25 protein-coding genes are annotated in these 23,550 nt (G+C 34.9%); 6 read left to right on the top strand and 19 right to left on the bottom strand.

What is annotated here, in order from left to right:
- Window positions 1–271 precede the first annotated feature (271 nt).
- From QYB95_RS03225 to QYB95_RS03190, 8 genes are all read right to left on the bottom strand, one after another.
- Window positions 272–736, bottom strand: a complete 465-nt coding sequence (locus QYB95_RS03225) for a peptide-methionine (S)-S-oxide reductase (protein ID WP_301137051.1) — start codon at window positions 734–736, stop codon at window positions 272–274.
- A gap of 56 nt (window positions 737–792) precedes the next feature.
- Entirely contained in the window at window positions 793–1,824 is a 1,032-nt protein-coding gene (locus QYB95_RS03220; protein ID WP_301136653.1) for a S66 family peptidase, read from the bottom strand.
- Window positions 1,825–2,044: 220 nt separating this feature from the next.
- Window positions 2,045–2,350 carry a methyltransferase type 12 gene (locus QYB95_RS03215; protein WP_301136652.1) on the bottom strand — a complete coding sequence of 102 codons (306 nt, stop codon included), beginning with the start codon at window positions 2,348–2,350 and terminating at the stop codon, window positions 2,045–2,047.
- 392 nt (window positions 2,351–2,742) lie between these two features.
- Complete coding sequence (locus tag QYB95_RS03210) at window positions 2,743–3,039, bottom strand: hypothetical protein (RefSeq protein WP_301136651.1); 297 nt, start codon at window positions 3,037–3,039, stop codon at window positions 2,743–2,745.
- 530 nt (window positions 3,040–3,569) lie between these two features.
- Window positions 3,570–4,085 carry an AAA family ATPase gene (locus tag QYB95_RS03205; RefSeq protein WP_301136650.1) on the bottom strand — a complete coding sequence of 172 codons (516 nt, stop codon included), beginning with the start codon at window positions 4,083–4,085 and terminating at the stop codon, window positions 3,570–3,572.
- A 223-nt stretch (window positions 4,086–4,308) separates the two neighbouring features.
- The gene (locus QYB95_RS03200; RefSeq protein WP_301136648.1) at window positions 4,309–4,983 is read right to left on the bottom strand and encodes a serine/threonine protein kinase; all 675 of its coding nucleotides are present in this window, start codon (window positions 4,981–4,983) and stop codon (window positions 4,309–4,311) included.
- A 643-nt stretch (window positions 4,984–5,626) separates the two neighbouring features.
- Window positions 5,627–7,258 carry an L-glutamate gamma-semialdehyde dehydrogenase gene (gene pruA / locus QYB95_RS03195; RefSeq protein WP_301136647.1) on the bottom strand — a complete coding sequence of 544 codons (1,632 nt, stop codon included), beginning with the start codon at window positions 7,256–7,258 and terminating at the stop codon, window positions 5,627–5,629.
- 174 nt (window positions 7,259–7,432) lie between these two features.
- A complete protein-coding gene (locus QYB95_RS03190; RefSeq protein ID WP_301136645.1) occupies window positions 7,433–8,386 on the bottom strand; it encodes a LysR family transcriptional regulator in 954 nt (317 codons plus the stop codon).
- A 302-nt stretch (window positions 8,387–8,688) separates the two neighbouring features.
- Between QYB95_RS03190 and QYB95_RS03185 the strand changes: the two genes are divergently transcribed.
- Together QYB95_RS03185 and QYB95_RS03180 are read left to right on the top strand one after the other, a co-directional pair.
- On the top strand, window positions 8,689–9,903 hold the full coding sequence (locus tag QYB95_RS03185) for a pyridoxal phosphate-dependent aminotransferase (protein WP_301136644.1): 1,215 nt from the start codon (window positions 8,689–8,691) through the stop codon (window positions 9,901–9,903).
- On the top strand, window positions 9,900–10,343 hold the full coding sequence (locus QYB95_RS03180; protein WP_301136643.1) for a RidA family protein: 444 nt from the start codon (window positions 9,900–9,902) through the stop codon (window positions 10,341–10,343). The genes QYB95_RS03185 and QYB95_RS03180 overlap by 4 nt, the downstream gene beginning before the upstream one ends.
- A 93-nt stretch (window positions 10,344–10,436) precedes the next feature.
- Here the strand turns inward: QYB95_RS03180 and QYB95_RS03175 are convergent, their stop codons facing one another.
- The 4 genes from QYB95_RS03175 to QYB95_RS03155 all read right to left on the bottom strand — a co-directional run bounded on the left by QYB95_RS03175 (window position 10,437) and on the right by QYB95_RS03155 (window position 13,642).
- The gene (locus QYB95_RS03175) at window positions 10,437–11,186 is read right to left on the bottom strand and encodes an SDR family NAD(P)-dependent oxidoreductase (protein ID WP_301136642.1); all 750 of its coding nucleotides are present in this window, start codon (window positions 11,184–11,186) and stop codon (window positions 10,437–10,439) included.
- Between the two features lie 399 nt (window positions 11,187–11,585).
- On the bottom strand, window positions 11,586–12,263 hold the full coding sequence (locus QYB95_RS03170; RefSeq protein ID WP_301136641.1) for a hypothetical protein: 678 nt from the start codon (window positions 12,261–12,263) through the stop codon (window positions 11,586–11,588).
- Between the two features lie 472 nt (window positions 12,264–12,735).
- Entirely contained in the window at window positions 12,736–13,254 is a 519-nt protein-coding gene (locus QYB95_RS03160) for a GrpB family protein (protein ID WP_301136639.1), read from the bottom strand.
- Between the two features lie 133 nt (window positions 13,255–13,387).
- The gene (locus QYB95_RS03155; RefSeq protein WP_301136638.1) at window positions 13,388–13,642 is read right to left on the bottom strand and encodes a hypothetical protein; all 255 of its coding nucleotides are present in this window, start codon (window positions 13,640–13,642) and stop codon (window positions 13,388–13,390) included.
- Window positions 13,643–14,177: 535 nt separating this feature from the next.
- On the opposite strand from QYB95_RS03155, the gene QYB95_RS03150 reads away from it, so the two are divergent.
- On the top strand, window positions 14,178–14,603 hold the full coding sequence (locus QYB95_RS03150) for a hypothetical protein (RefSeq protein ID WP_301136637.1): 426 nt from the start codon (window positions 14,178–14,180) through the stop codon (window positions 14,601–14,603).
- 407 nt (window positions 14,604–15,010) lie between these two features.
- Here the strand turns inward: QYB95_RS03150 and QYB95_RS03145 are convergent, their stop codons facing one another.
- A complete protein-coding gene (locus tag QYB95_RS03145) occupies window positions 15,011–15,214 on the bottom strand; it encodes a hypothetical protein (protein WP_301136636.1) in 204 nt (67 codons plus the stop codon).
- Between the two features lie 651 nt (window positions 15,215–15,865).
- Here QYB95_RS03145 and QYB95_RS03140 point away from each other — a divergent pair.
- Window positions 15,866–16,642, top strand: coding sequence for a glycosyltransferase family 2 protein (locus QYB95_RS03140; RefSeq protein WP_301136635.1), 777 nt, complete (start codon window positions 15,866–15,868; stop codon window positions 16,640–16,642).
- Window positions 16,635–16,997, top strand: a complete 363-nt coding sequence (locus QYB95_RS03135; RefSeq protein ID WP_301136634.1) for an SMR family transporter — start codon at window positions 16,635–16,637, stop codon at window positions 16,995–16,997. Before QYB95_RS03140 ends, QYB95_RS03135 begins: the two co-directional genes overlap by 8 nt.
- Window positions 16,998–17,069: 72 nt before the next feature.
- Here QYB95_RS03135 and QYB95_RS03130 read toward each other — a convergent pair whose 3' ends face one another.
- The 6 genes from QYB95_RS03130 to QYB95_RS03105 form a co-directional block, all read right to left on the bottom strand.
- Window positions 17,070–18,509: an ArnT family glycosyltransferase gene (locus QYB95_RS03130; RefSeq protein ID WP_301136633.1), complete on the bottom strand. Its 1,440-nt coding sequence runs from the start codon at window positions 18,507–18,509 to the stop codon at window positions 17,070–17,072.
- A 595-nt stretch (window positions 18,510–19,104) separates the two neighbouring features.
- Complete coding sequence (locus QYB95_RS03125; protein WP_301136632.1) at window positions 19,105–19,308, bottom strand: hypothetical protein; 204 nt, start codon at window positions 19,306–19,308, stop codon at window positions 19,105–19,107.
- 581 nt (window positions 19,309–19,889) lie between these two features.
- Complete coding sequence (locus QYB95_RS03115) at window positions 19,890–20,171, bottom strand: hypothetical protein (protein WP_301136631.1); 282 nt, start codon at window positions 20,169–20,171, stop codon at window positions 19,890–19,892.
- Window positions 20,172–20,357: 186 nt separating this feature from the next.
- The gene (locus QYB95_RS03110; protein ID WP_301136630.1) at window positions 20,358–20,909 is read right to left on the bottom strand and encodes a GNAT family N-acetyltransferase; all 552 of its coding nucleotides are present in this window, start codon (window positions 20,907–20,909) and stop codon (window positions 20,358–20,360) included.
- A 158-nt stretch (window positions 20,910–21,067) separates the two neighbouring features.
- The gene (locus tag QYB95_RS19285; protein WP_425609175.1) at window positions 21,068–21,283 is read right to left on the bottom strand and encodes a DUF4181 domain-containing protein; all 216 of its coding nucleotides are present in this window, start codon (window positions 21,281–21,283) and stop codon (window positions 21,068–21,070) included.
- Between the two features lie 861 nt (window positions 21,284–22,144).
- Window positions 22,145–22,372, bottom strand: coding sequence for a hypothetical protein (locus tag QYB95_RS03105; RefSeq protein WP_301136629.1), 228 nt, complete (start codon window positions 22,370–22,372; stop codon window positions 22,145–22,147).
- Window positions 22,373–23,028: 656 nt separating this feature from the next.
- On the opposite strand from QYB95_RS03105, the gene QYB95_RS03100 reads away from it, so the two are divergent.
- Window positions 23,029–23,169 carry a YrzI family small protein gene (locus QYB95_RS03100; RefSeq protein ID WP_301136627.1) on the top strand — a complete coding sequence of 47 codons (141 nt, stop codon included), beginning with the start codon at window positions 23,029–23,031 and terminating at the stop codon, window positions 23,167–23,169.
- The last annotated feature ends 381 nt before the right edge of the window (window positions 23,170–23,550 follow it).

Raw genomic sequence — 23,550 nt, 5'->3', positions numbered from 1 at the left:
GAGATTTTTTCCAAGCTTTTTTTAATGCAATTTTCAACGTTATTTATGTTGCTAATTCTCGTTTTTAAACTTATGACTTTTCCCGCTAACATGAATAACAGATAGGAAATGAACTAGAATTTACCTCCTTTTGTTAATCATTTAGCTCGAAAACAGGCTTAGTGGTATTAAATATGAATGAAAGAGTAATTGCGCTTCATTTCGTTAACGGCTTGCCCCACCATTAAACAATTAGAAAGCCCATAGTCTATAAATCTTTTAAGATTCTGAATTACTTATATCTATTTAATATTTCTTCTGGAATATGACAGTAATCATCCGGACATCTTGCTAACCTATCTTGGTGTTCTTCTGCACTTCTAACATAGTTTGTAAGAGGTAGTACTTCAACAACTATCTGGTCATAATCATTCCTCTCAGCAAGAAATGCCTTCGCTTCGTTTAAGTGTTCTTGCTTTTCGCTATATACTCCTGTTCTGTATTTCTCGCCAACATCCTGTCCTTGTTTATTTAAGCTGTATGGATCAATGATTTCAAAAAAATACCCCATCAATTCCCTGATAGTTACCATCGTTGGATTAAATCCTGTTTTTACACATTCAGCGTAGCCATCATAATCACCCTCAAGTGCATGACTTTTTCCATTAGCTCTTCCGGCTTCCGTGAACAAAACGCCAGGCAAAGTTTTTATAAAAGCTTGTACACCCCATAAACACCCACCTGCAAAATATACCATTTCTAGGTTGTTCTCTTCCTTCTGCAGCAAATTAGGTCACCCTTTTCTTATTTAATTCATTTAACTCCACTCTCAAAAATTGAAAACGCCTGCTTTTCACAATTAATTTCTGCCATTGCACCATATGGCAAAATAAACTTGGGTTCGGTATGACCGAAATTTAAGTTATAAAGAATCGGCAAATCTTCCAAGCTTGATTCTTTCATTACTTTTAGTATTACTTCTTTATAATCGTCATAATACTTCTCATCTTGTGGTTTACCAAAAATCAAACCATTTGCTTTATGTAGTATGCCTTGTGCAGCATAATTTCGCAGCCAATACTTAACTTGATTTGGTCCTGGTTTTTCTTCTGATGTCTCGAAGAAAAGTATACTATTCTCCCAATACTTTATTTCAGGCCAAAGTTGTGTACCTTTGGCAAACTCCAATACTTCAATACAGCCACCAATTAAATGTCCTTGAGCTATACCTGAACCTTGGAGTACTTCATAACCAGTACTTTTTCGCATTGACCGTCTCCGGTTTTTATTCTCTTTTACCCATTCCAAACGCTCACTTGTCCATTCATTAGCCGGTTGAATTTCACCTATAACCTCAGTTGAGAAGAGCGTTCGATTCAGCATCTCAATGGTATAAGGATCCATCTCCACATTTTCAGCAAAATCAGTTAAAATTGCTGGGCCATAAAAAGAAGAAATACCCGCTTTATGACAAAACAAATGGGAAACGGTCACATCAGAATAACCCATAAAAATTTTCGGGTTGGCACGTATTACATCAAAATCTATAAAAGGAAGTAAGCGAATACTATCTTCTCCACCAATATTTTCAATAATTCCCTTTATACGCTCATCCTTGAATGCCGTCATTAAATCTTCAGACCGAGCTTGAGGATTTCTATACAGATAATCTTCTCCTTTTAAACTATTCGGCATAGGTATAACCTTTAGTCCAAAGACTTCCTCTAACCTTTTTACACCTTGTTCATATCGCCATTTAAGTGCAGGTTCTCCTGCTCCGCCCCATGAAGGACTTACTGTTGCGATCATGTCTCCCGGCTGCAATTTTGTTGGCTTAATTAACACATTGACTCCCCCCAATATTACTAGATTATTTATAAATCCTAAATTCTATATAAACATCAAATTACCTGCCGTTAATTCAGGATATGGTCTCCGGTTTAAAAACACGCTCCTTAATTCAAGGAAAGCACCCGAATGTAAAAGTAACTTTAATTTTTAATCTGCATCAAGCTCGTCCAGAGAAATTCTTCCCCTAGTTGAGATTCTGATGGATGAATCTTTTTCATTCTTTAAACTCCTTGATATTAAAATCTGAATCGAAAATTTTTTTTAAGCTTTCTTTGGTGTAACCGATGCCGCCTTTTATACTTTTGTCATTGTAAATATCCCAATCAGGTGTTGATAGAGCACCTTCAGTCTTAAAACAAACAATCCCAAAATATCCGTCTTTCTTGAGAGCTTTTTTTATTATAATAAGGTAAGTTAAACGGCGATGAGGTGCTAGAGGATGGAACATTCCACAATCGTAAATAAAATCGTATGAATGAAGTTCATATTCAAATATGAGAATAGGCAATCCCATTCTCATATGACCTCTTCCTTCCTATTAGAGACTACGCGTAAGTTGTACGTGATTTTTATATGTATTTGGGCGTCAAGATATATTTTTAATTCGAAAAAGTAGTGTCGGATAATATGTAATAACGCGTTCTTAGACAGAACAAAATGGCTAAATAATAGAATTTTAAATTACCTATTAATCTCATTTTGTTTAATTTGATAAAAGAAAGTTCGAATCCTCGGTTCAATCTGCTTTTTAGGAAATAGAAAGGTTGTGTAGTAGAGGGAAACAGATCCCAGCTGTGCAAGTAGTTGAAGTGGATTATCTCATAACTAGTCCGGTACTTCCCGTAATAACTCAATTATAAAAAACAGGAATTCTTGTATTATCGAAAGGCTACCAATTTATTAAAAGAATTTCTAATTCGTTATTTTCTTTAAACCAAGAATTCCTATGAGAGAAACAGTTAGTCCGATTATAAAAATAATTGAAAACACAATTCCCGATAGTGCCATACCAGAAAATCCGTTATCAACGAAGGTTGCATAAATAACACCTATTATATAGGATACCAATGGTCCAATTAGCAACATTGCTGTAACTCCCCAAACCATAAATTTTCTTTTTTTCGACTTGCCTAAGTTGATATATATGGATAGCGTTACTACTAGTCCTAATGCAACAATTAAAAAGAAAATGAATAATATAAACTCCATATTAAATCTTCCACCTTTGTAAATTACACTTTTCTATAGTTGTGTAAGTTTCCCTGCCCTTAATCTTCAACTACATTAGCAAAAATATCAACTTTATGGTTCCGGAGATCAACGCGTAAAGATAGTGAAACGAAGCCGGAATCCTTGGCTTTTCTGATCATTTCACCAAGAAGGAATGTTCATATCCCTTTACCTCTATATTGCGGTAAAAGTGCCATGCTTAGTACCGGAGTTTTTTTATCAATATAACCCTATGTTTTATTTGTTTCATCAAATATATCCATATTGCTCCAACGGGGTTATCGCTTGAGCCGGTTGCGATTTGAGCTATATCGCCTTCTCTCCCCCAATTGCCTAAATGTTTTATTAAATCTCGCTCGCTTAAAATCTCCCTAGAAGGTTATGCTTCTTCTTCTCCCATAAAAAGTCCATATCTTGTTGTGTTTCAGGCCTGATTTTATAGTCCGTCAAGTTCATTCCACCTTCAATTATTTTAAAAGGCTTGTTTGTTTTCTAGGGAATGATGCCCTTTAATTAAAGTATTTGTTAATGCAATTTGCGTTGTTAATAACTTCTATCTTGTCTTTATGCTTACCATACTTGTCAAAGAAATTAACTTTACCAACTTCTTCAAAGTAACGATTCCATTTAAACATTTTTAAAAATATATCTATTGTTGGTTTGTAATTAGCTTTTTCCAATCGAAGTTTTTGTTTAAGAAATCTCTTTATAATTCGGTAAGTTCTTATTGAATATTTTGTATCTAAAAAGATAATCAATTCAGCACTATGAAAACAATTGCTTACCCAATCCTCATTGTGTACCCCTTCTATTATCCAACTGCCGGATTGTATTATACTGTTAAGATACTTTTCTCTTTCGTGCTCAGTTCTTCTTCTATCTCCGGATTTATCCCTAATCCAGACCACATTATCCAATTCGTAGTACGGTATATCCAACCTCTTAGATATCTCTTTTGCTAAGGTTGTTTTACCACTTCCAACTGAGCCAATAATATGTATTCTTTTGTATATGCTCTTTTTCAAAAAATCACCAACTTCGTAATGATCTGCTTCTAAGATAATTCGATATGAGAGTTGGATTTACCTCTTATTGATACATTGGTATAGAAATCCTGCTTTATCTTGGAATTTTAGTACTAGTTTAACAGTCTTGCCATGAAAAAAAGCACCTTCCTCATTTGAGGAAAGCACCCGTGATTTTGATAAGTGAATTGTTGGACACATATCTTCTGTAGAGCCAGTTCTCCTATTTTTTATACAGAAGTTTTATAATGGTCTTTGTAAACTCTTCATATGAAGAGGCATTCTCCCCCAGCTTGTTATACCACTTTCGAATCGTTTCCACTAGCCAGAAAGGAACGGCATTTCCATCTATTAAATGATAGTATTGCTCATATCCTTTTTTTAGATGCTCCCATCGATAATCATTACCTGGCCGTGTGTACTCAGAGACATCTATTATTTTTGCTCTTCCGTCTTGCAGTAAAATATTCTTCAAATGGATATCACGGGGGTTTAGGCCCTTTTTACGAACGTATTCCCTTGCATCCTCCACATCTTTTACAACCTGTTCTGGAATATGAATACCTTGGAGAATGCAGTCAAAGAGAGTAATTCCTCTCTCGTAACTTAAAACGAGGTAATCGTCGCATGAAGCAAAACATGTCGAAAAAAAAGGTGAATCCCCTAATATACGATAAACACTTGCTTCAACTTTTACTTTGTCTACTTTGTCCTTGGCATATAATTTAAATGCATAGTGCGGGGCATAGAGAGATTGAAAAACCGCTGCATCTGTACCGATGCCTATACACTTCATATCATCACCTTCACCATATATGGTTACTGGTTCATTATTAGGATTTGAAACAACTTTAAATTTTGAAAGGGATTCAATAGCTTTGTTCCAGTCACTTTCCATACAATCTTTCCCTTCTTTAATGTCGTACTTGGTTTTGTTTCTTTCTACTCAAGAAGTTTCTTAGGAAACTTCTTGAAAACCTTCTGTCTTAGGAATATTTAAGAACATCTCCATGCCGTGATGACAATTGCTCTTGGATTAGTGAAAAGGGCTTTTAATCCAAATTGCAGTTAATTCAACTGCATCGTTGTGACGATTAATCTTTATTCTATATTTATTAAACTCTAAGTAAATATTCCACTAAAATAGTGCCGGAAACATTTTAAGTGCTAATGAGATATGGGCACTTCTGTTGGAATACACAATATCCCACTATTTAGCATGCCGAATAATTTAAGGAATAACGATTTAACGAAATAGATCTTCTATTTTTCTTACACAAAATTTAAATGGATAGATGAAATGTAAGTAATGATTTATGGTTGAAATAGCTTGCAATGCACTAGGGTTGGCCAATTTCTTGATTCCCTTAAGTACAGTATGCGAAATGGAAGTGTATAATTAGTAAAGGGAAAATATAAAAAGGCTATGCTTATACATAAGAAGGATCCATTATCATATAGAATTGAAACTCTGATATAGTTAGAAACCATAAGAAAAAGAGGTTGAAGGTAATACTTCAACCTCTTTTTATGGTTAATAATTATTCTTCATCCATGAATGGATAAGCAATATCGGTAGTTGGCGCAAAGTTTTCCTTGATGACACGTGGAGTTGTCCAACGAATCATATTAAATACAGAACCTGCTTTATCGTTTGTCCCAGAACCACGGGAACCACCAAATGGTTGTTGGTTAATCATGGCACCAGTTGGCTTGTCATTGATATAGAAGTTTCCAGCTGCACCAGATAAACGATTTTCCAAGTGAAGAATTGCTTGGCGATCCTGTGCAAAAATAGCACCTGTTAATGCGTACATAGACGCTGTATCAACTGCTTCCAATGTTTCTTCCAATTGATCGTTTTCATAAACATAGATTGTCAACACTGGCCCAAAGATTTCTTCCACCATCGTTTTGAAGTTTGGATTCGTTGTGACAATGATCGTTGGTTGAATGAAATAACCAACAGAATCATCATAAGTACCACCAGCAAGTATTTCTGCTTCTTCAGAAGCTGCCGCATAGTCGATATAGCTTGTAATTGAATCAAACGCAGGTTTATCAATTACCGCGCCCATGAAATTACGGAAGTCGCGTACATCCCCAACTTTAAGTTTAGCCGTTTCTTCAACTAAACCTTGCTTTACTTCTTCCCAAAGGCTTTGTGGAATGTAGGCACGTGAAGCTGCAGAACATTTTTGGCCTTGATATTCAAATGCTCCACGAACAAGGTTGGCTACTACTTTGTCAACTTGTGCCGTTTCGTGGGCAAATACGAAGTCTTTCCCGCCTGTTTCCCCAACTAGACGAGGATATGATTTATAGTTTGCAATGTTCTCGCCTACTGTTTTCCAGATTGTCTGGAATGTAGCTGTAGAACCGGTGAAGTGGAATCCGGACATACGAGAATCTGTTAATACAACTTCAGATACTTGTGATCCACGGGAAGGGACGAAGTTGATGACACCTTTTGGCAACCCGGCTTCTTCCAAAATACGCATGAAGTAGTAGTTTGCCAGAAGAGAAGTTGTTGCAGGTTTCCAGACAACCACGTTGCCCATCATCGCTGGAGCTGATGGCAGGTTCCCGCCGATTGCAGTGAAGTTGAATGGAGAAATCGCTAATACAAAACCATCCAACGGACGGTAATCCAGACGATTCCAAACATTCTTCATACTGTCGGGCTGAATTTGGTAGACCTGGTTTGCATAATCCACACCGAAGCGCAAGAAATCTGCTAATTCCTGTGCAGCATCAATCTCAGTCTGGATCGCTGTTTTGGATTGTCCCAGCATCGTCGCAGCATTCATGACATCACGGTATGGACCAGAGATTAAATCAGCAGCTTTTAAGAAAATCGCAGCACGGTGTTCCCATGGCATATTTGCCCATGATTCTTTCGCAGCCATCGCCGCTTCGACAGCATCACGCAATTCTTTCTCGCCTGCTTCCGAATAGTTTGCCAGAACGTGCTGGTGATCATGTGGCATAACTACTTGCTTGACTGTATCGGTTTTAATATTTTGACCCTTGATAATAACAGGGATATCGACTACGATTTCGGATTGGCGTTTTAACTCCGCTTTTAAAGTTTCTCTTTCCTTTGTACCCGGAGCATAAGTGTTGCCAGGTTCATTCTTAGGGGTTGGGATCTTGAAAATTCCGTTGCTCATACTTTCACTTTCCTTCCTATCGTAAATATCTTTCTCTTATTATACTAAACAATCTTATCTCATTCGACAAATGATAAATGTTATTCCATACGGATTCTAATTTTTCTGCCCCTCATGCATGTTACATCCTCATTTAGCTTGCAAGAATGTAAATGTATAGATTTAAGTGCTGGTCTAAATGCTAACAGGCTTTTTATTGTTCAAAAATCTAATAAAATCCATACCAACCTTTGAGAGTGGCTGCTTTTTTTTATGATACAACATAATATTTCGATTAGAATTTTCATCATTAATTTTGTAAAAGAACACTTTATTTGTTGCTTCCAAGTAACGAGTAATCCCTGCTCGTACAAATGCAATTCCTTTTCCGTTGCTGGCAATATAATAAGAAGTGAGTAATTGATCAAGATGCATGGATACTTTGGGTGAAAAGCCTGCGTTTCTGCACATTTTCAGACTTCTTTGATGCATGTCATTACCCTTTTTCAGTAAAAGGAAATTTTCATTTTGAAACTCGCTCAGATTTACCTTCTCATACTTTGCATCTAAATATTGTCCACTAGCAACCTCATCAAAAGTTAATCGATACTTTTTCAATTTTTTGTTAAGTCCATAAGATGTTGGAACCGCCAGCAAAATTTGTTCCTCTGCCCACACAACCGAATCAAAAATTTTTGGGTCTCTTTTTTCAACATCTATAATAATATCAACAATACCCGAGCGTAGGCATTTTATAAGATCTTCTGCATTTGCTTCCACTAGATTAACCGTGTAATTCGGGTATTTACTCTGGAACTCTTGAACTAGTGTGGGCAAAAGATAGACGCAAAAGAAAGAAGCACCCCCGACATTTATTGTCCCGCGGCTATTATCCAATAGACGATTCAAATTTGCTTGCAATTCTCTTTCTATGGTCATGATTTTCTCAATGGACTCAATATAAAATTCACCAGCTGGTGTTAACTGAACAGGGTTACTGCTTCTGTCGAAAATGGAAAGACCAATTTCATCTTCAATCTTTCTAATTGCTGTGCTCAGTGCTGGCTGCGAAATATATAGTACCTCAGCTGCTTTAGAAAAACTTTTATTCAAATACACTTCATAAACATAATCTATATGTTTTAACATAATAGCTCCTCTTTTCTTCTCTTTCCGTTTTGTCGAGTGATTTATGAAAGTAAATTATTTGATTAGGCAATTGTTTGTAAATCCCCTCGCCCTCATTATTTAAGCAACATTTTTATTTCTATATAGGGAATAATAACCTAATCCCACTCCTCTACTATCAGTATAAGGAAAATTGTATATAGTTATAAACTTTTCGATATTTGAGTTAAGACGTATGTACTTCTAATATTATAATATATCGAATTGATAAAGAATTCAGTTAGTTATGGCAATTTATAGCCATAGAGAAGAGAGGGAGAATAATGAATTTGATAGAAGAAAAGTTTATAAAACTTGGAGCTGAATTTGCCCCTGGACAGGAAGTACGGCAGAACACAAACGAAGTTAAACTACGAGGCGAGAAAATTTCCGGTACACCGGTTGATTTTTCGCATGGTGATGTTGATGCTTTTGTGCCAATTCCAGGTACTCTGGATGATTTCGTCGAAGGTGTTCATCTTGGCGCTAAACAGGCCTATACTGAGTATCGTGGAAGCAAAGTTCTCCGTGAGAATGTGGCCGAAAAGCTATCCAATTTTACTGGTACAACGATTGATGCAGAACAGAATTTTATTATCACACCCGGTACACAGGGAGCACTTTTCCTGGCAATGGGGGCTACTGTTGCTAGAGGCGACAAGGTGGCTATTGTAGTGCCGGATTATTTTGCCAATCGAAAATTAGTTGAATTTTTTGATGGAGAAGTCGTTCCTATTCAAATGGATTATTTGGGAACAAATACTAACGCAGGTTTGGATTTAACTCAGTTGGAGGGCGCTTTTAAAGCTGGTGTGAAGCTCTTTTTATTTTCTAATCCTAATAACCCTTCTGGCGTTATATATTCCCAGAATGAAATCCATCAGATTGCAGCACTGGCACAAAAGTATGGAGCAAGCGTTATTGTTGATCAACTCTATTCACGCCAGATTTTCGACAAAAGGTCTTATACACATCTTTGTGCACAAAATATTCTGGACCCGGAAAATATGATTACTATCATGGGGCCATCAAAAACAGAATCACTTAGCGGCTACAGGCTCGGGGTGGCATTCGGCTCAGCTAAGATTATTGATCGAATGGAAAAGCTGCAGGCTATTGTGTCTCTCCGTGCAGGTGGCTATAGCCAAGCTGTATTAAAATCTTGGTTTGCTGAACCTGAGGGATGGATGGCTGAGCGAATTGCACAGCACCAGGCAATCCGTGATGATTTGGTTGCGATGCTGCGAGCTGCGGAAGGTTTTAAGGTAAGGCCCTCAGAAGCAGGCAGCTATCTCTTCCCGAAACTTCCGGAATTGGATGTTGCCATCGAAGAATTTGTCAAGGTTCTTCGCCTTCAGGCTGGTGTTATTGTTACGCCGGGTACAGAATTTGGGCCGCAGTTCACGGATAGCTTCCGTATCAACTTTTCTCAAAACCATCAAGCTGCGGTCTCTGCCATCTCACGTCTTATAATGGTAGTGGAGGTATATCGTAAATGAGCACTTTAGAAGAAAAAGCTAATCCTATTCCACAAGGAAATTATGTTCCGGCATCCCGCTTTGGAAATCTAGTCTTTACTGCCGGGATGACTCCGAGAAAAAATGGTGTTCTGATTCAAAGTGGAAAAGTAACTGCCGAGCTGCCGGTTGATACCTATAAAGGAGCAATCAGACAAGCGGTAGGAAATGCAATTACTGCAGCTAAAAACATACTTGCTGAAGAAGAGCAGCTCGAGCAGATTCTTTCGCTCTCTGTTTACATTAATGCAGAAGAGACTTTTCAGGCGCATTCCAGCCTTGCAGACCTTGCTTCTGATTACCTTTTTGAAGAATTGGGAAATTTGGGTATTGGAAGCCGGGCTGCCATAGGTGTTGCATCATTGCCGGACAATGCGCCGGTCGAGATTCAATTGATTGCTGCCATTTCTTCCCAAAAGTAAGTATGGGCACTATACTACTATGGTTTTATACCATTGTCATATAAAAAGACCTACACGAAACTTAGTGTAGGTCTTTTAAGCCTAAGCGAGGAATTATTTTGTGCTGGTGAATCCACCATCAATACGAATAACTTCACCATTGATATATTCAGCTTTGGAAGTTAAAAGGAAGGTAACGAGTTCGGCTACTTCCTCCGGTGTACCTAAACGTTTTTGTGGTATACCGCCCGTAGCATTTGCTTTCATCTCTGGGTTAGCTTCATAGAAAGCTCTAACCATTGGTGTTTCGGTTGGACCTGGTGCAATGGCATTGACGCGTAAGCCATCTTTTGCATATTCAGCAACCATACTTCTTGTCAAACCAACAATCCCATGTTTTGTAGCAGAATAGGTTACAACGGAATCTTGACCAATCACACCAGCACTGGATGCTGTATTGACGATTGAGCCCCCGCCATTTTTCAACATTACTTCCGCTACATAACGTACACCATATAATGCACCAAGAAGGTTGATTCCTACAATTTGGTTAATTTCTTCGATTGTTGTATCCAAATAGAATTTACCGCTGCCTGAAATTCCAGCATTGTTAAAGAAGTAATCAATTGAACCGAAGTGTTCCACTGTTTTATCAACATAACTTTTCACTTCTTCTGGTTTTGATACATCAGCTTTAATGAAAATTGCATCAACACCCTCGGCCTTTACTTTTTCGACAGTTTCATTTCCGCCTTTTTCACTTACATCGACAACCGCAATATTGATGCCTTCTTGAGCCATACGGATGGCAGTTGCTTGACCGAGCCCGCTGCCCCCACCTGTAATGATCGCTACTTTACTCAAATGAATTCCTCCCCAATAAGATAAAAATTAACAAAAATTTAACGCGTAAATTCTTTTATTAAAATAAAAATTCACACGATCAATATATATCAATTTCCCTATTCTTTCAAAAAATAAAACCTTAAAAGAATAAAATTTATTAATTTCGATTGTTTTGTATTATTTTTATCTTTCAGAATGAGGGGCATTGATCAGTAGACAAATCGGTGGCATCATGAACCCATTAATCATGATAAGGAGAGCTGGTGAACGAAGAAAACAGTATACTTATCTTTAATCTCCATTGATTCTTTTTAATATGGTTCATGATCTCCAGGGGACACATCTGCTAATGTGTCTCCGTTTCATTATTCCTTGCCATTTCATCATGTTTTATAATTTATTTTTCCTTACAATTGTTTACCTAACTGCTGACATATAGCGGTTATATAAATTGGAACATTCATTCATACAGTCCAAGTATATATTTCTTATTTCCTCATTCGGACATAATCTTAGGTAGCTCTCATTTTTCAATAAGGAAATAAGAGGTTTCATTTCGTAATAGTATTCATAATTTTCCTTTTGCGTCAAAAGTTCTTTATACCCTTCTAATATCGTAGAATAATAGTTATCCATCAAACGAAATTTACACTTCGATAGCTCTGTATAGTAAAAACTGTTAGTTTCCACCGATATATATTTAGCAAGATACATTTCGTTATCTCCTAAATAAGCAAGGGTAGCTTGTGAATAGTAACGATACTCCCCATCCTTATACTGTTTTTTGGATATACGAAAATTATGCCATTTCATCACTTCCTCGTAGCGAGCTCCTAATGCAAAATAGGTACTTGAAACCATAATAGGTTTACGTTTCAATAGATAATCGATAATGGTAACAATCAAATCCTTTTCATCAAGAGTGGTAATCGAAGCCCAACCAATATAATTGTTATCGAAGCTACCGACGATACATACTTCTTTATCCGGGCCAACATAAATATCAAAATATATTTCTTTATCATTTATTTTATAATTAGGTTTTTTGCAATTCTTTTTATTAACCAAATTATATTTTTCTATATGCAATACCAAGACCTTCCTTCTAATCGTCATACACAAATTAAAGCCATTTCAGCGATACTATTTCCTCACTTTTTCATAAATGGTGGTTGGTAAGCTATTTTGCAGTTCTGCTACTGTATACTATTACAGTTATTGCATTCAATAGGATGGTAACGAAGAGAAGAATAGCCGAGGCAAACACTACAGCACATATCGTATCCATAAGAGCAGTCCAATCCCCTACCTTTATCTTATGGTGCATATAAAAAATTTGGAAAAATAGCGAAATGGCACAAGCACTCATGCTAAAGACAGAAAAGGTAACCCAATTTTTAACGTGATATCGTGAAAGATTGACGACAGGAAATATCCAAGCAATTAGTCCGAGTACGAGACTGCCAACATTAAGCCAACCAAAATCAAGCATTTACTAATCCCCTATTCTAATTACTTCATTCTTGTACACTAATTGTAGTATTGAAATTATACTTTCGTATCATGGTTACGTCTTGCTTTGATAGCAAATCATTGCTTTTCCCTCAATCTCCAAGACTAGCTGTTCCTTGCCTTTGATATATGATTCAATGTCATAAGGAAATCGTTGAGAAAGAGATTCTTTTAAATCTCCATACTTTTTAGCAACATCTGGATGCGCTCGCAAGTAATCACGAAATGCTAGATGACGATCAATTTCGGAATTACCTAATTGATATACGTGTACATGGTGGGTTCGATGATCTTCGCCTTTTTGGAAGTATCGACGTTCAGGAATCCCATTTTCTCCTTTTGGGTTATAACCAATTGCAATCATCGATACGCAAAACTGATCGATTCGATTTATGTCTTTAACGACAGGCATAATATCGATGATAGGCTTTGCTTTTAGACCTTTTACGGATGTACTGCCAATATGGTGAATATCAATTATTTCGACACCAAGTATCTTATGTAATATGTTAGCTTCTTCTTCTAACATCGAAAACCATTGCTTGTTATATGGCTTCACTTCAACTTTTCTCACTTTGAGCCCCCGTTATTGTTGGTTACTATTTCCAATCGATTTTACTTATTTTAAACATGGTAAGTATGATCCGTCCTTAAGGAATGCGCCAATTTGTGAAACATTGAAAAACGCTATGTTTGCAAAAGAGTTCCTAAACTATTCCGTTAATACCTCCGTACCGATTGACTTGATAAGTCCATTTACTTCCTTGCTTTACTACCGTATCTTCAACTGTATATTCATACACCATTTTTGGCTCACTATTGAAAATTACATGAAGATATATGATAGGTTCTATTTTGGAGTTGTCTGTATCATAGATTTCCCAGGAATCTGTTGGATATTTTTCCTGTAAATAATCTTCTAATATTTGCATAGCTTTCTCGGTTTGATGGTCTATAATCATTGGTCTAAGCGCTCCTTGAAAAAAATAGGTACAAATTAAAACGATACCCAATATAACCCAAACAATCCTCCTAAATTTCTTGGGGATAAGAAAAACTAATAGACTAGTTCCAAGAATACATAAAGTAATAAAAAATAACCCAATCAAGATTGTTGGTTCCATCTTTTTCCCCTTACTGAAAATATAATACCTTCATCTTTAACTAGCTACTAAGTTAGATATAAGAATTACAAATTGCAATAGTTAAAGTTTCAAAAAACTACTGCTATTGAAGTACCACGCTTAAACTAATATTAACAAAGTATCCATTCCACTTCCATTTATAACCATAAATTTGAATAAGGCAAAATACTTAATAACGAGATGCTGCAAATTGTCGAACAAGTACCCAGTTTGAAGTGTATCTATAAGAGTAGGGTGAATAACTTATCTGCTCAGGGTTCAAAAAAATTGTATTTAAACCAATTATAGAAAACATCTTTTCTTCGAGATTTCTGGGTAGTTGTGCTATATTCAAAGTGTCAGGAGTGAGTTGATGAAAAAGTTCATAACAATTACCGCTATTATACTTGTTTTAGTCGGAGCAGCTGGCTATGCTGTGTGGCATTTTGGGACAAATATCGCTTCCGAAAAAATTATCGAAAAAGTGGAGTCTACTTTAGATGACGAAAATCTAGAAGAGGTAAAATCCTATATCGAGAACGATTCGAAGGTTCAAGAAATTGTAAGCGAGGCAGCAACTATAGATCCGGAAACTCTTCCCTTCCAAACGAAGGAAGAAGCGACACGTGTGTTAATAAAAAAAGTGGGCGTAAATCGTTTGCTTGATATTCAGGAACAAGTGCAAAACGGTTCCATTAATCAGGATGAGGTTTTATCCGAAATTGAAGGGAAACTGTCTGAAGATGAAATTTCTGCTTTAAAATATGTTTTGTATAAGGAATTGAATAAATCAAACTAGCCCATTAAAAGTTTAAATTAAAAGAACAGAGAGTCTGAGATTCACATAAAGATTTTCAACACATTTTTTCACTTATACTAATTCCAACCACGAGATAGCTGCAAAATGTTTCGATTGGATATGGGGCTGGTGGATTTAATAATAAATGCTTGATTCCTATCTAGTGAAATTTTATTTAAGATAGCAGAAACTCCCATTGCATAGCAACAAAGGACTTTCTGGATAATGGAGAAAGTACTAGTATAAAGCGCCAAAGGTCTTTCCTTCCACTAGCAAGTCTTACCTACTTTGTTCGTGTAATCCTTCCTTCTTAATCTTGAACGCGTTTGTTTTCCTCAACAATCTGGCCCTTAAACGGAAGGGATACATTCCTTATTAAAGAAAAGCGCCAGATTGTTTAATAAGAATTACTTCTTCTTTCTTGTTTGTATATATTTTTCTGTATAGAGCCCTGCATTAAACACCGATAAAATCATGATCAAGAAAAATAATACCCGAATAGCTGGATCCCTCTTGTCAGTAATAAACTCAATGCTCGTAAAATTAATATAAAGAAAACCAATAGCAACAAAAATAGATAGAAAGAATTGCCCTTTTAAAGACCTAACCATAAATTCCTCCCACAACCACAAATATTATTAATCAATTCTAACTAAACAAGCAAACCTCATCAGTAGGTCACTTAAATTTTAACATAAATTTCCATCTACTAAAAATTTAATGTTCAATTATAGAGCCATTTTTATATAGAAAAGCACAATTCTTACTGCAGAGTAGCCTGATTGTAGAATAAATTAAATTCTTAGCAATCCCCTATAGAAATATGAATTGTAACTTCCAATCAGAAATGCAAGGACGCAAAAAATAAATTGTTTTTGTAAACCAAAATAGAAATCATTGATTTCAAAAAATAAAAAAATGAACTGTTAACGTCTCAACACCCCTTCGTTGATTTACAGCGAATATCAACGGTTATGTATGGTAACACTTATTGAAAAGCGAAAACATTAATTATTAATGTTCTTCGGTTTGCCTAACCATAAATAAGTAAATTTTAGATTTAATATTTTAACAATCTATTGTATAATAATATTTTGAGAATAACTCTAGATTTTGGTGACAAATAGCAAGAATTGATAAATGACAATTTAAAACAAAATCCAGAAAGGTCCTACTTTAAAGTTGTAGGTAATGGTTAAAGAAGGATCTTTAGGGTAAATAATGCATAAATAAATTACTTTATGTTTCTAAGGATGTTAAATATGAATAAAATAATTGTTGGCCTTCCTGCTTATAATGAGGAAGCAGCCCTTCCAAAACTATTGGATAAATTAGTGGTACTGAATAATTCATTCGAAGGAAAATTCCATGTAGTGGTTGTGAATGATGGAAGCACTGACCAAACAGGCGTAGTGCTTGAAAAATATGCGAGTAACTACCCTTTTCTTTCTTACATAAATCATCCTGCTAACAAAGGTCTTGGGGAAGGAATGAAGACATTATTTCAATATTGCTTGGATAATTTTGATGACACGGATGTTCTAATTACATTAGATGCCGACAATACCCACAACCCGAATATCATACCATCTCTTGTTTCCAAGCTCGAAAGCGAACATCTTGATCTCGTAATAGCCTCCCGTTTTACCCAAGGAGGCAAAGAATTAGGTCTCTCATTATCAAGGAAGTTCTATAGTCGCGGAGCAAAACTATTTTTCAAGCTTTTTTATCCTATTCCGAATGTATCGGATTATTCTTGTGGATATCGAGCATATCAACTAGGATATGTCAGGAAAGCATTTGACCGTTACCAAGATAAATTAATTACATCAAATGGATTTGAATGCATGGTTGAAATCTTAGCACGCTTTAGTAAAATTGGGGTTAAAGCAGGGGAATATCCACTGGTATTAGAATATCAACTGAAAGAAACAGCAAGTAAAATGAAAATCGGAAAAACTATTTTGGGTTATTTCAAATTATTGCCGAAAGTCAAGCAACCCCCACTTTCAGATGAAAGAGGCGGGAATTATGAATAATCTAATTACAATCCTGCTCTCCGTTTTACTAGGTTCTTTGGGACAAGTCATACTAAAAATAGGTGCCAATAAATTAGGGACGCTTTCTTTAGCATGGAATTCACTTTTTTACGATATCTTTCGCATAGTAAAAATACCTGAAATTATCATTGGCCTTGTACTATTTGGTTCGAGTTTTTTGCTTTGGATTAAAGTACTTACAAAATCCGACCTTAGCTATGCATATCCAATGGTTAGCTTGGGCTATATTAATGTGATTGTTATTTCTTATTTTCTCTTTAATGAACAATTTACTCTAATGAAAGTCATTGGTGTTTCACTGATTATTTTAGGGGTAATTGTCCTGAATAAGTAATTCATTTCTCCCTACCTAAAAAACGTCATTTTCCTTACTAGGAAAATGACGTTTTTTGTTTTTGTCTTACTATCATTTTTCTTTTAACAGGTAAAATGAGTAAGCAGGATCTTCAGCTACTTGTACTTTTATGAAATGATCATCAAGATATTTTCGATAGGCATTATCCCCATCTCCATAAATATATCCTTTAATCGGAACAAAATATTTGGCACCATGTGAAATAAAGTACTCTATTTCTTCTTTAGGTTCCTGAGGGATATAATCATAATAATTTATATTCGCCCTCCACCCCTTTCTTTCACTTGCATTTATAAGTTCCGGTGAAAAGGTTCCGATGACAATCAAGTCTTCCTTGGAAGTATATTTTTTTACATATTCTGCTTGTTTCAAGAGATTATCTTTTTCAATAACTTTTGGTTGTATAGTAGAATAACTATTAAAAATTATAATAGCCAATACCCCTATCACAAAAATACTTCCAAATCTCCACTTCCAAATGCTTCCCAGAGCTTTCCCAGCAAGAATTGCAAGGACAGGTCCAATTAAAATGAGATAATAATTAAACTGAATTACGGCTACGATTGTTATAACTTCTAATACAATGGCAAGCACCCAAACAACAATCGGGTATTCAGACTTCCATTTCAACATGAACATGCCAATGACCGCCAAAATTAGACCTATCCATGTAAATGACTGCGGCAAATGAGTAGAGAAGAACTGCAGGGATTCTTTTGTAAACACAGCAGTAACAAACTCAGGTATGATATGCTTGGAGCTGATTCCTGTAACAAATTTGAATTCGGCAACCGTTTCCAGCCATTTAAAATAAACAAATGGTAAACCTAGTGCAAAAATAGCAAACAGCCATAGCTGCCAGTTTAGAAATATTTTACTCTTATACTTCACAATGCTCATCCATAACATTGGAATCCCTATAAATATTGCTGGAATTTTTAACAGAATCGCCAATGCGGTCATTACCGTTGCCATGATTAGTGTTTTTGCTTTCCCCTGCTCAATCCAAGATATAAAATAATAGAGCGCTCCCAGTGAGAAGAACAGTACCGCTGATTCAGGCATTATCGCCCTAGAAAAAAACCAGTTCAAAGGAAATACCCCATACAACAAAGTGGTAAGCAGGGCAACTTCAGTAGAATTGTATTTTTTCGTTATTAAGTATAAATAACAAGCTGAAAAGGTAAAGAATAAAATGGGTATCAATCTTGCAAGTTCATAATGATATCCAAATAACTTATACAGTATAGCGATTAAAAATGTAGTAACCTGAAATTCTAGTTGTGCATAATTGGGTGATGGCCCATCATAATTCAACTGTGGAAAAAAGATATTGAAACGCTCCTCAACAAAATTCCTTGCCATTGATTCTGTATCAGCTTGCCTCCAAGATTCTCCTACTTCATAAGGTGAATTCTCGATATGGGGGATCCTTATAAGAAAAATCACGGCTAGTAAGATGATGAAAAGCCACTTGTTTGAAAAACGCATTTCTTAACTCCTAATAGAAAATAATTTGTTTTATTGTACCCTTTACTTAGACTAGTTAGTCTTCTAATCCCTCCTTCTGATAATTTCCCATAAGAAAATTGATAGATAAAACTGTATATCATGCAATCACAGATACTGTAATTATTTCATCCATCCTTGTTTTTTAGACACTCCTTTTTTCACGATTACCTATTAAGTATAGGATTGAATCTAAAAAAAACCTCAATTGAGACAGTTCACTTTATGAAATGTATACAAGTCTGTATTTCGCAGCAAATGGTCCTCTAATGAAATGGAGCAATGATCATTGATATAAAATCGCGTCAGTTTGTTACATTAATCTGAGTAATATAAACAAATTATAAAATATTATAACACATTGATTTGCTTTTTCTCTGAAATATTTACCAATAAAATAGCTCTAGACTTTTATAATCTAGAGCATTGAATATTATAGGTAATCTAGTATTTGCTCAACTTAACTCACTAGAAAGCTCAGTTAATTTATGTGCATTATTCATTTAATGACCCTTATCATAAATAAAGTCACTCTTCTTATTCAAGGAAAGCACCCGACTGTTGAACAAAATTAATATTATTTAATGCTTTTAACTTGATTGAGAATTTTAATAATTTCAGTAAGTCTATCGTTTCTATCCCTGTCTAATCTTGTTTTTTCATTCATGAACTTAACTACTTTAATTACAAAATAAAAAGCCAAAACAACAAGAACTAAATATAAAATAATAGGTAAAATAGTGAATAGAACAAAAATGTCAGCTGGCGATGTGTGTTCCATCTTAATCCTCCAAAAAAGTATTATATTATCCATATATAATTGAACTGATCATAGTTATAAATAAAGGTAATTTTAAGCTCTCTTTTTATTTTGCTTGGAAACTAGATATATTAAAAGGGTGATGATCGCAGTGTTTTGGATAGCTAAAACGCTAATACCTAATAGAACCTCATCACTAGATTGAGCCCCCGAAATATAGCCTAGAACGCTAAAACAAATAAAAGCTAAAACCATCAGTGATATAAATATGAGAATATATTTCAAATGAAATCCCCCTTTATTTTTTCACTACCCAAGCATATCCCCTGTTGGTGAAACATCACAGTAACCTATATTATCAAAAGTTGAAATCACTAAAAAAGGTGACTTAGAAATAAAATCATAACAAAATGATGGTCTAAGTCTGTAATCACCTTTTTTATTACCGATCCGCTCGGAAATCCAATAATTGAACGTTACAATTCTTACTCCGTGAAAGGGCGCGACAGTGTAAGAACATTATTTAAGTAAAGCCCTCGTTATTTTTACATAAAGACCTACACAGTAATTGCATATTATATAAATGAAGTGACAATAAGTAATTATTTTTTACCTTTTCGTTCTAAAAATATAGGTGCTATATTTAGTAAGATAGAAACAATTGTCAAAAACCATAATGCCCTTCCGTAATTAGGTACTTCACCCAAGAGTGACCAATCTTCCTTTTTTACCCACTCCGATACAAGGCTGTATTCTGTAGAAAGTGTTAATGCTGTAAATGATAACCCCATTGCCATCGCAAACTTGTAATCTTTACCCGTTGAATACATATAAAGATTTATAAAAGTTGCTACTATTGCAATAAGACCTATTATTAGCCACATAATAATGCCTCCAAAATAATTCCTTTTTTTATATAGACTTAAATGGTAATTATATGGTTCCAAAAGCGTGCTTTCAAAATCTTTCATATAATGTTTTTCAACTATCTGGCCCATTGTGGAAAAAGGCACAATTCTACAAAGAATTGCGCCTAATTGTTAAATATTTAAGTTCAACTAAAGCCTTCGTTACTTGAATAACTTATACCAATACAAAGTGGTTTCTATATTTGGATTATATGACTGTTTCATTGTGTCAACTCCACCTAGTATGAATCCTTGTTTCACATAAAACCTGCACGCTCCAAGATTATCATCTTGAGTCTCTAGAGACATACCGATAAGTTTTCTTTGTTTTGCCCACTCTTCCGCTTTAGTTAAGAGCAACTTCCCGATTCCATATCCTCTAAATTCCTTTTTTGCAGCGATATTTTCAATATAACAGAAGCCATTCCAATCCTTAATTATTCTAATTTGCCCAATGCAATTATTATTCTTATAAGCTAGAAATAGAGCTTTATCTTCATGGTTTATATATTGGCTCCAATCAAGTTTATCATCTGGGAAACGAATTTCTTTAGTTTCATCAACTTCAAATAGTGCCTCTTCAAAAGTCCATTTTCCTGATTGAAAACTGGGGAGAACCTTACCAAACACTTTAAAATAATCATTTGTTTGATTGATGTCCCCAATTAATTCATCGTTTAATGGAGAAATTGTGATTTCCTCTGCAATATTCATTTTGACACCTTCCTATCTAAAAAAGTTTACTAGAATAGAACTAAATACCTATCTAAGAACCCATTTTGAAAAATGGGGATTTAAAATGGGGAAAATGCTGATCTAAAACCATCGCGCTTGATTGTTTAGTTTATCATTCAACTAGAGACATCTTTATTTTAAAATTCTCCAATTAACATAAACAAAAACATAACCAAGAACATTAACGAAAATAACCAATCATGAAAGAAACTTTTTTCACTTTTCTTCTCACGCCATTCCTCAATTCCTCGAAAGGAATATAATAATGCAAAGAATAAAAATATAGGAAAAATAACCATAATATTAGCTACTACATAAAATGAACAGACAACAAATATAATCATAAGTAGGATTTCTATGAAACAAATACTTTTTTTCTTCCTTTACTCATTAAACTCTTTTTAACTTCTTTATATTTAAAGTTCTTTTTAAATACAACTCTGACAAAATCACATAGATCAAAAAAATAATTAGCAACCCTATAACGCGTGCAGTAATGGTTATTAGCTCCCCCTCCACCTTATATAGTTTACCATAAAAACCCATTACTTTTTTTACTATACTGTAAGTTAATTTAAGTGTATTCTTCACAATCGCAATTGAATTTAAGTATGTGTTTACTTTCATCAATAATATCGACCTTAAACTAAAAAGACCTTTCCTGATTTCTAGGAAAGCGCCCGATTGTGGTGTTAAGACGGGATTATCAAGGGTAGAAACAAGAATTAGCGAGGATTCTTGAAATAATAACTTTAGGCCAAAAGTGATGCCTCCAGAACTACCAGCTACCCCACATGGGAGATAAACAAGTTTTAAGATTGTAATAATTCACTTCCACAGGTTGCACAGTTGGGACCGTTTTTATCTCTGCTACATCCCCTGTCTGTTCTACCATAATTTCACCGACAATCCCTATAGCACAAATTACTGCTAAGATTGCTCCTATCTATTTCCCCTTTTTATAAATGAACACCCGCATCATCTCCCTTTGATTACCTATACGATAATTATTCTAGAAGTGTCGTAAATATTTATTGAATGCTTTTGTTTATCGAAGGTGATAGGTCTTAGTATTCGAATATATTATTTATTAGACAAATAAAAAAGACCATTAAAAATGGCCTCTGCTTCAAAAAACCTGCCCAATGGTGGAGAATGGATAAATTAAGATTTTATTGTTCCAATAAGAATATAATCTGAACTAATACATGTGGCTAGATTCTCTTTTTAATATCTTCTCTTATTAATTCAATAATATTATCAGTTAAATTAGCTGGAAGAGACGTACCATCTTTAAAAACCCATGTATTAATTATTTCAAGGTCTGCTTTTTGAAAAGTAATGCTATAATCTTTATTTTGGTAAGTAAAATCAACAGTCACGAATTCTTCGCCATCTAGTTCATCATCAATAATCATGTTATTTATTTCATAAGGCTTCATGAACCGTCTCCTCCTTAATCATCTTTTATATAGAGTTAACTTTATATTTATCTTTATTCACTATTTTTAACTAGTCTACACAGTTTATTTCAAAAAAAGCGGCCTTATTTTTTAAGTAACGTACCCCCTTTTATGAAGAATGACACTATCTTTCTTCAGTAAAGCGAATTAATACTCTAGAATTTGCGCCCTATTGGAATTTTATTGAACTAATTCCCCCGCTAGTTCACTATTAATTACTAAATGTTTTGCTTTACGTCTTCATATCTTCTGTTTGCTCTTTCAAAAAACTAACAATGTAAAGCAGCAAAAAGTTTTTCCGATCATTGGAACAATCATGAATAATTGGTAAAAAATGTTTACAAATAACTTAAAGATGGTTATACTTACAAAGTAAACAAAAAATTCTTAAGGAGGTCGAATGAAATGATCGTTATCGTTAAATTGATGTCACCGGAACTTACAGCTTCAGCAAGAATGAAAATTACACATTCGACCAGATCGGAATGGATCGCTTAGGTTTTTTTTATAATTAAGCATACCCATACCGCAGGGAGAAGTGTGCCCCTGCGGTATTTTTGTGCCTTTTTTCACCGTAGGGGGAGTCTCTCTACGGTTTTTTGCATTTTTCAGGGTATTTTAAGGAGGTGATATAAATGACCTTAAACATTTTTTTTCTCACGATAACTATTACAAAACGTGAGATCTCTCTTGAGAAAGCACTTCATAATGAAAATGCGAAAAAAATCTTAGAAGAGAGCAGAAGAAAAGTACAAAATCATATTCGTCAATATTAATCTTGTTAATTAAAAAACATGAAAGGTGGGCATTGAAATGATTTATATGATCAAAAGACGTCATGCAGTTTTATGGTTGGAGAAAGACTCAACCTAGCCAAAAGATGAAGTAATATAAAGTGACAATATAGCTATTTAATTTTAAAATCTCAGTAATGCTAACCCGTTCTAACCTAGGACGGGTTGCATCAGGAGGTATTTTGCACTTTTTTAAACGTTATTTTATACATACAACTTGATGTAGTTGAGGAAAATGCGGAATTACAATGTTAGGAAATTTTAATTCTAAAAACCGGAATTCCTCGATCTTAAAATTGAATTTGGCAATTTTTTACTGCTTAATTCAATTATTCCATTAATCTGCCCCGTTCGTACAATAAG

Source organism: Ureibacillus aquaedulcis, from assembly GCF_030418165.1.
In the GTDB taxonomy this organism is placed as follows: Bacteria; Bacillota; Bacilli; order Bacillales_A; family Planococcaceae; genus Ureibacillus; species Ureibacillus aquaedulcis.
This window is presented reverse-complemented; position numbering and strand designations above follow the sequence as displayed.

What these genes read in the sequence shown, in the direction of transcription:
- QYB95_RS03215 (WP_301136652.1), bottom strand. Translation starts at nt 2,350, where the DNA reads ATGAGAATGGGATTGCCTATTCTCATATTTGAATATGAACTTCATTCA.
- pruA (WP_301136647.1), bottom strand. Translation starts at nt 7,258, where the DNA reads ATGAGCAACGGAATTTTCAAGATCCCAACCCCTAAGAATGAACCTGGC.
- QYB95_RS03180 (WP_301136643.1), top strand. Translation starts at nt 9,900, where the DNA reads ATGAGCACTTTAGAAGAAAAAGCTAATCCTATTCCACAAGGAAATTAT.
- QYB95_RS03225 (WP_301137051.1), bottom strand. Translation starts at nt 736, where the DNA reads ATGGTATATTTTGCAGGTGGGTGTTTATGGGGTGTACAAGCTTTTATA.
- QYB95_RS03140 (WP_301136635.1), top strand. Translation starts at nt 15,866, where the DNA reads ATGAATAAAATAATTGTTGGCCTTCCTGCTTATAATGAGGAAGCAGCC.
- QYB95_RS03200 (WP_301136648.1), bottom strand. Translation starts at nt 4,983, where the DNA reads ATGGAAAGTGACTGGAACAAAGCTATTGAATCCCTTTCAAAATTTAAA.
- QYB95_RS03105 (WP_301136629.1), bottom strand. Translation starts at nt 22,372, where the DNA reads ATGAAGCCTTATGAAATAAATAACATGATTATTGATGATGAACTAGAT.
- QYB95_RS03190 (WP_301136645.1), bottom strand. Translation starts at nt 8,386, where the DNA reads ATGTTAAAACATATAGATTATGTTTATGAAGTGTATTTGAATAAAAGT.
- QYB95_RS03110 (WP_301136630.1), bottom strand. Translation starts at nt 20,909, where the DNA reads ATGAATATTGCAGAGGAAATCACAATTTCTCCATTAAACGATGAATTA.
- QYB95_RS03100 (WP_301136627.1), top strand. Translation starts at nt 23,029, where the DNA reads ATGACCTTAAACATTTTTTTTCTCACGATAACTATTACAAAACGTGAG.
- QYB95_RS03210 (WP_301136651.1), bottom strand. Translation starts at nt 3,039, where the DNA reads ATGGAGTTTATATTATTCATTTTCTTTTTAATTGTTGCATTAGGACTA.
- QYB95_RS03145 (WP_301136636.1), bottom strand. Translation starts at nt 15,214, where the DNA reads ATGGTTAGGTCTTTAAAAGGGCAATTCTTTCTATCTATTTTTGTTGCT.
- QYB95_RS03125 (WP_301136632.1), bottom strand. Translation starts at nt 19,308, where the DNA reads ATGGAACACACATCGCCAGCTGACATTTTTGTTCTATTCACTATTTTA.
- QYB95_RS03155 (WP_301136638.1), bottom strand. Translation starts at nt 13,642, where the DNA reads ATGATTATAGACCATCAAACCGAGAAAGCTATGCAAATATTAGAAGAT.
- QYB95_RS03185 (WP_301136644.1), top strand. Translation starts at nt 8,689, where the DNA reads ATGAATTTGATAGAAGAAAAGTTTATAAAACTTGGAGCTGAATTTGCC.
- QYB95_RS03130 (WP_301136633.1), bottom strand. Translation starts at nt 18,509, where the DNA reads ATGCGTTTTTCAAACAAGTGGCTTTTCATCATCTTACTAGCCGTGATT.
- QYB95_RS03135 (WP_301136634.1), top strand. Translation starts at nt 16,635, where the DNA reads ATGAATAATCTAATTACAATCCTGCTCTCCGTTTTACTAGGTTCTTTG.
- QYB95_RS03115 (WP_301136631.1), bottom strand. Translation starts at nt 20,171, where the DNA reads ATGTGGCTAATAATAGGTCTTATTGCAATAGTAGCAACTTTTATAAAT.
- QYB95_RS03150 (WP_301136637.1), top strand. Translation starts at nt 14,178, where the DNA reads ATGAAAAAGTTCATAACAATTACCGCTATTATACTTGTTTTAGTCGGA.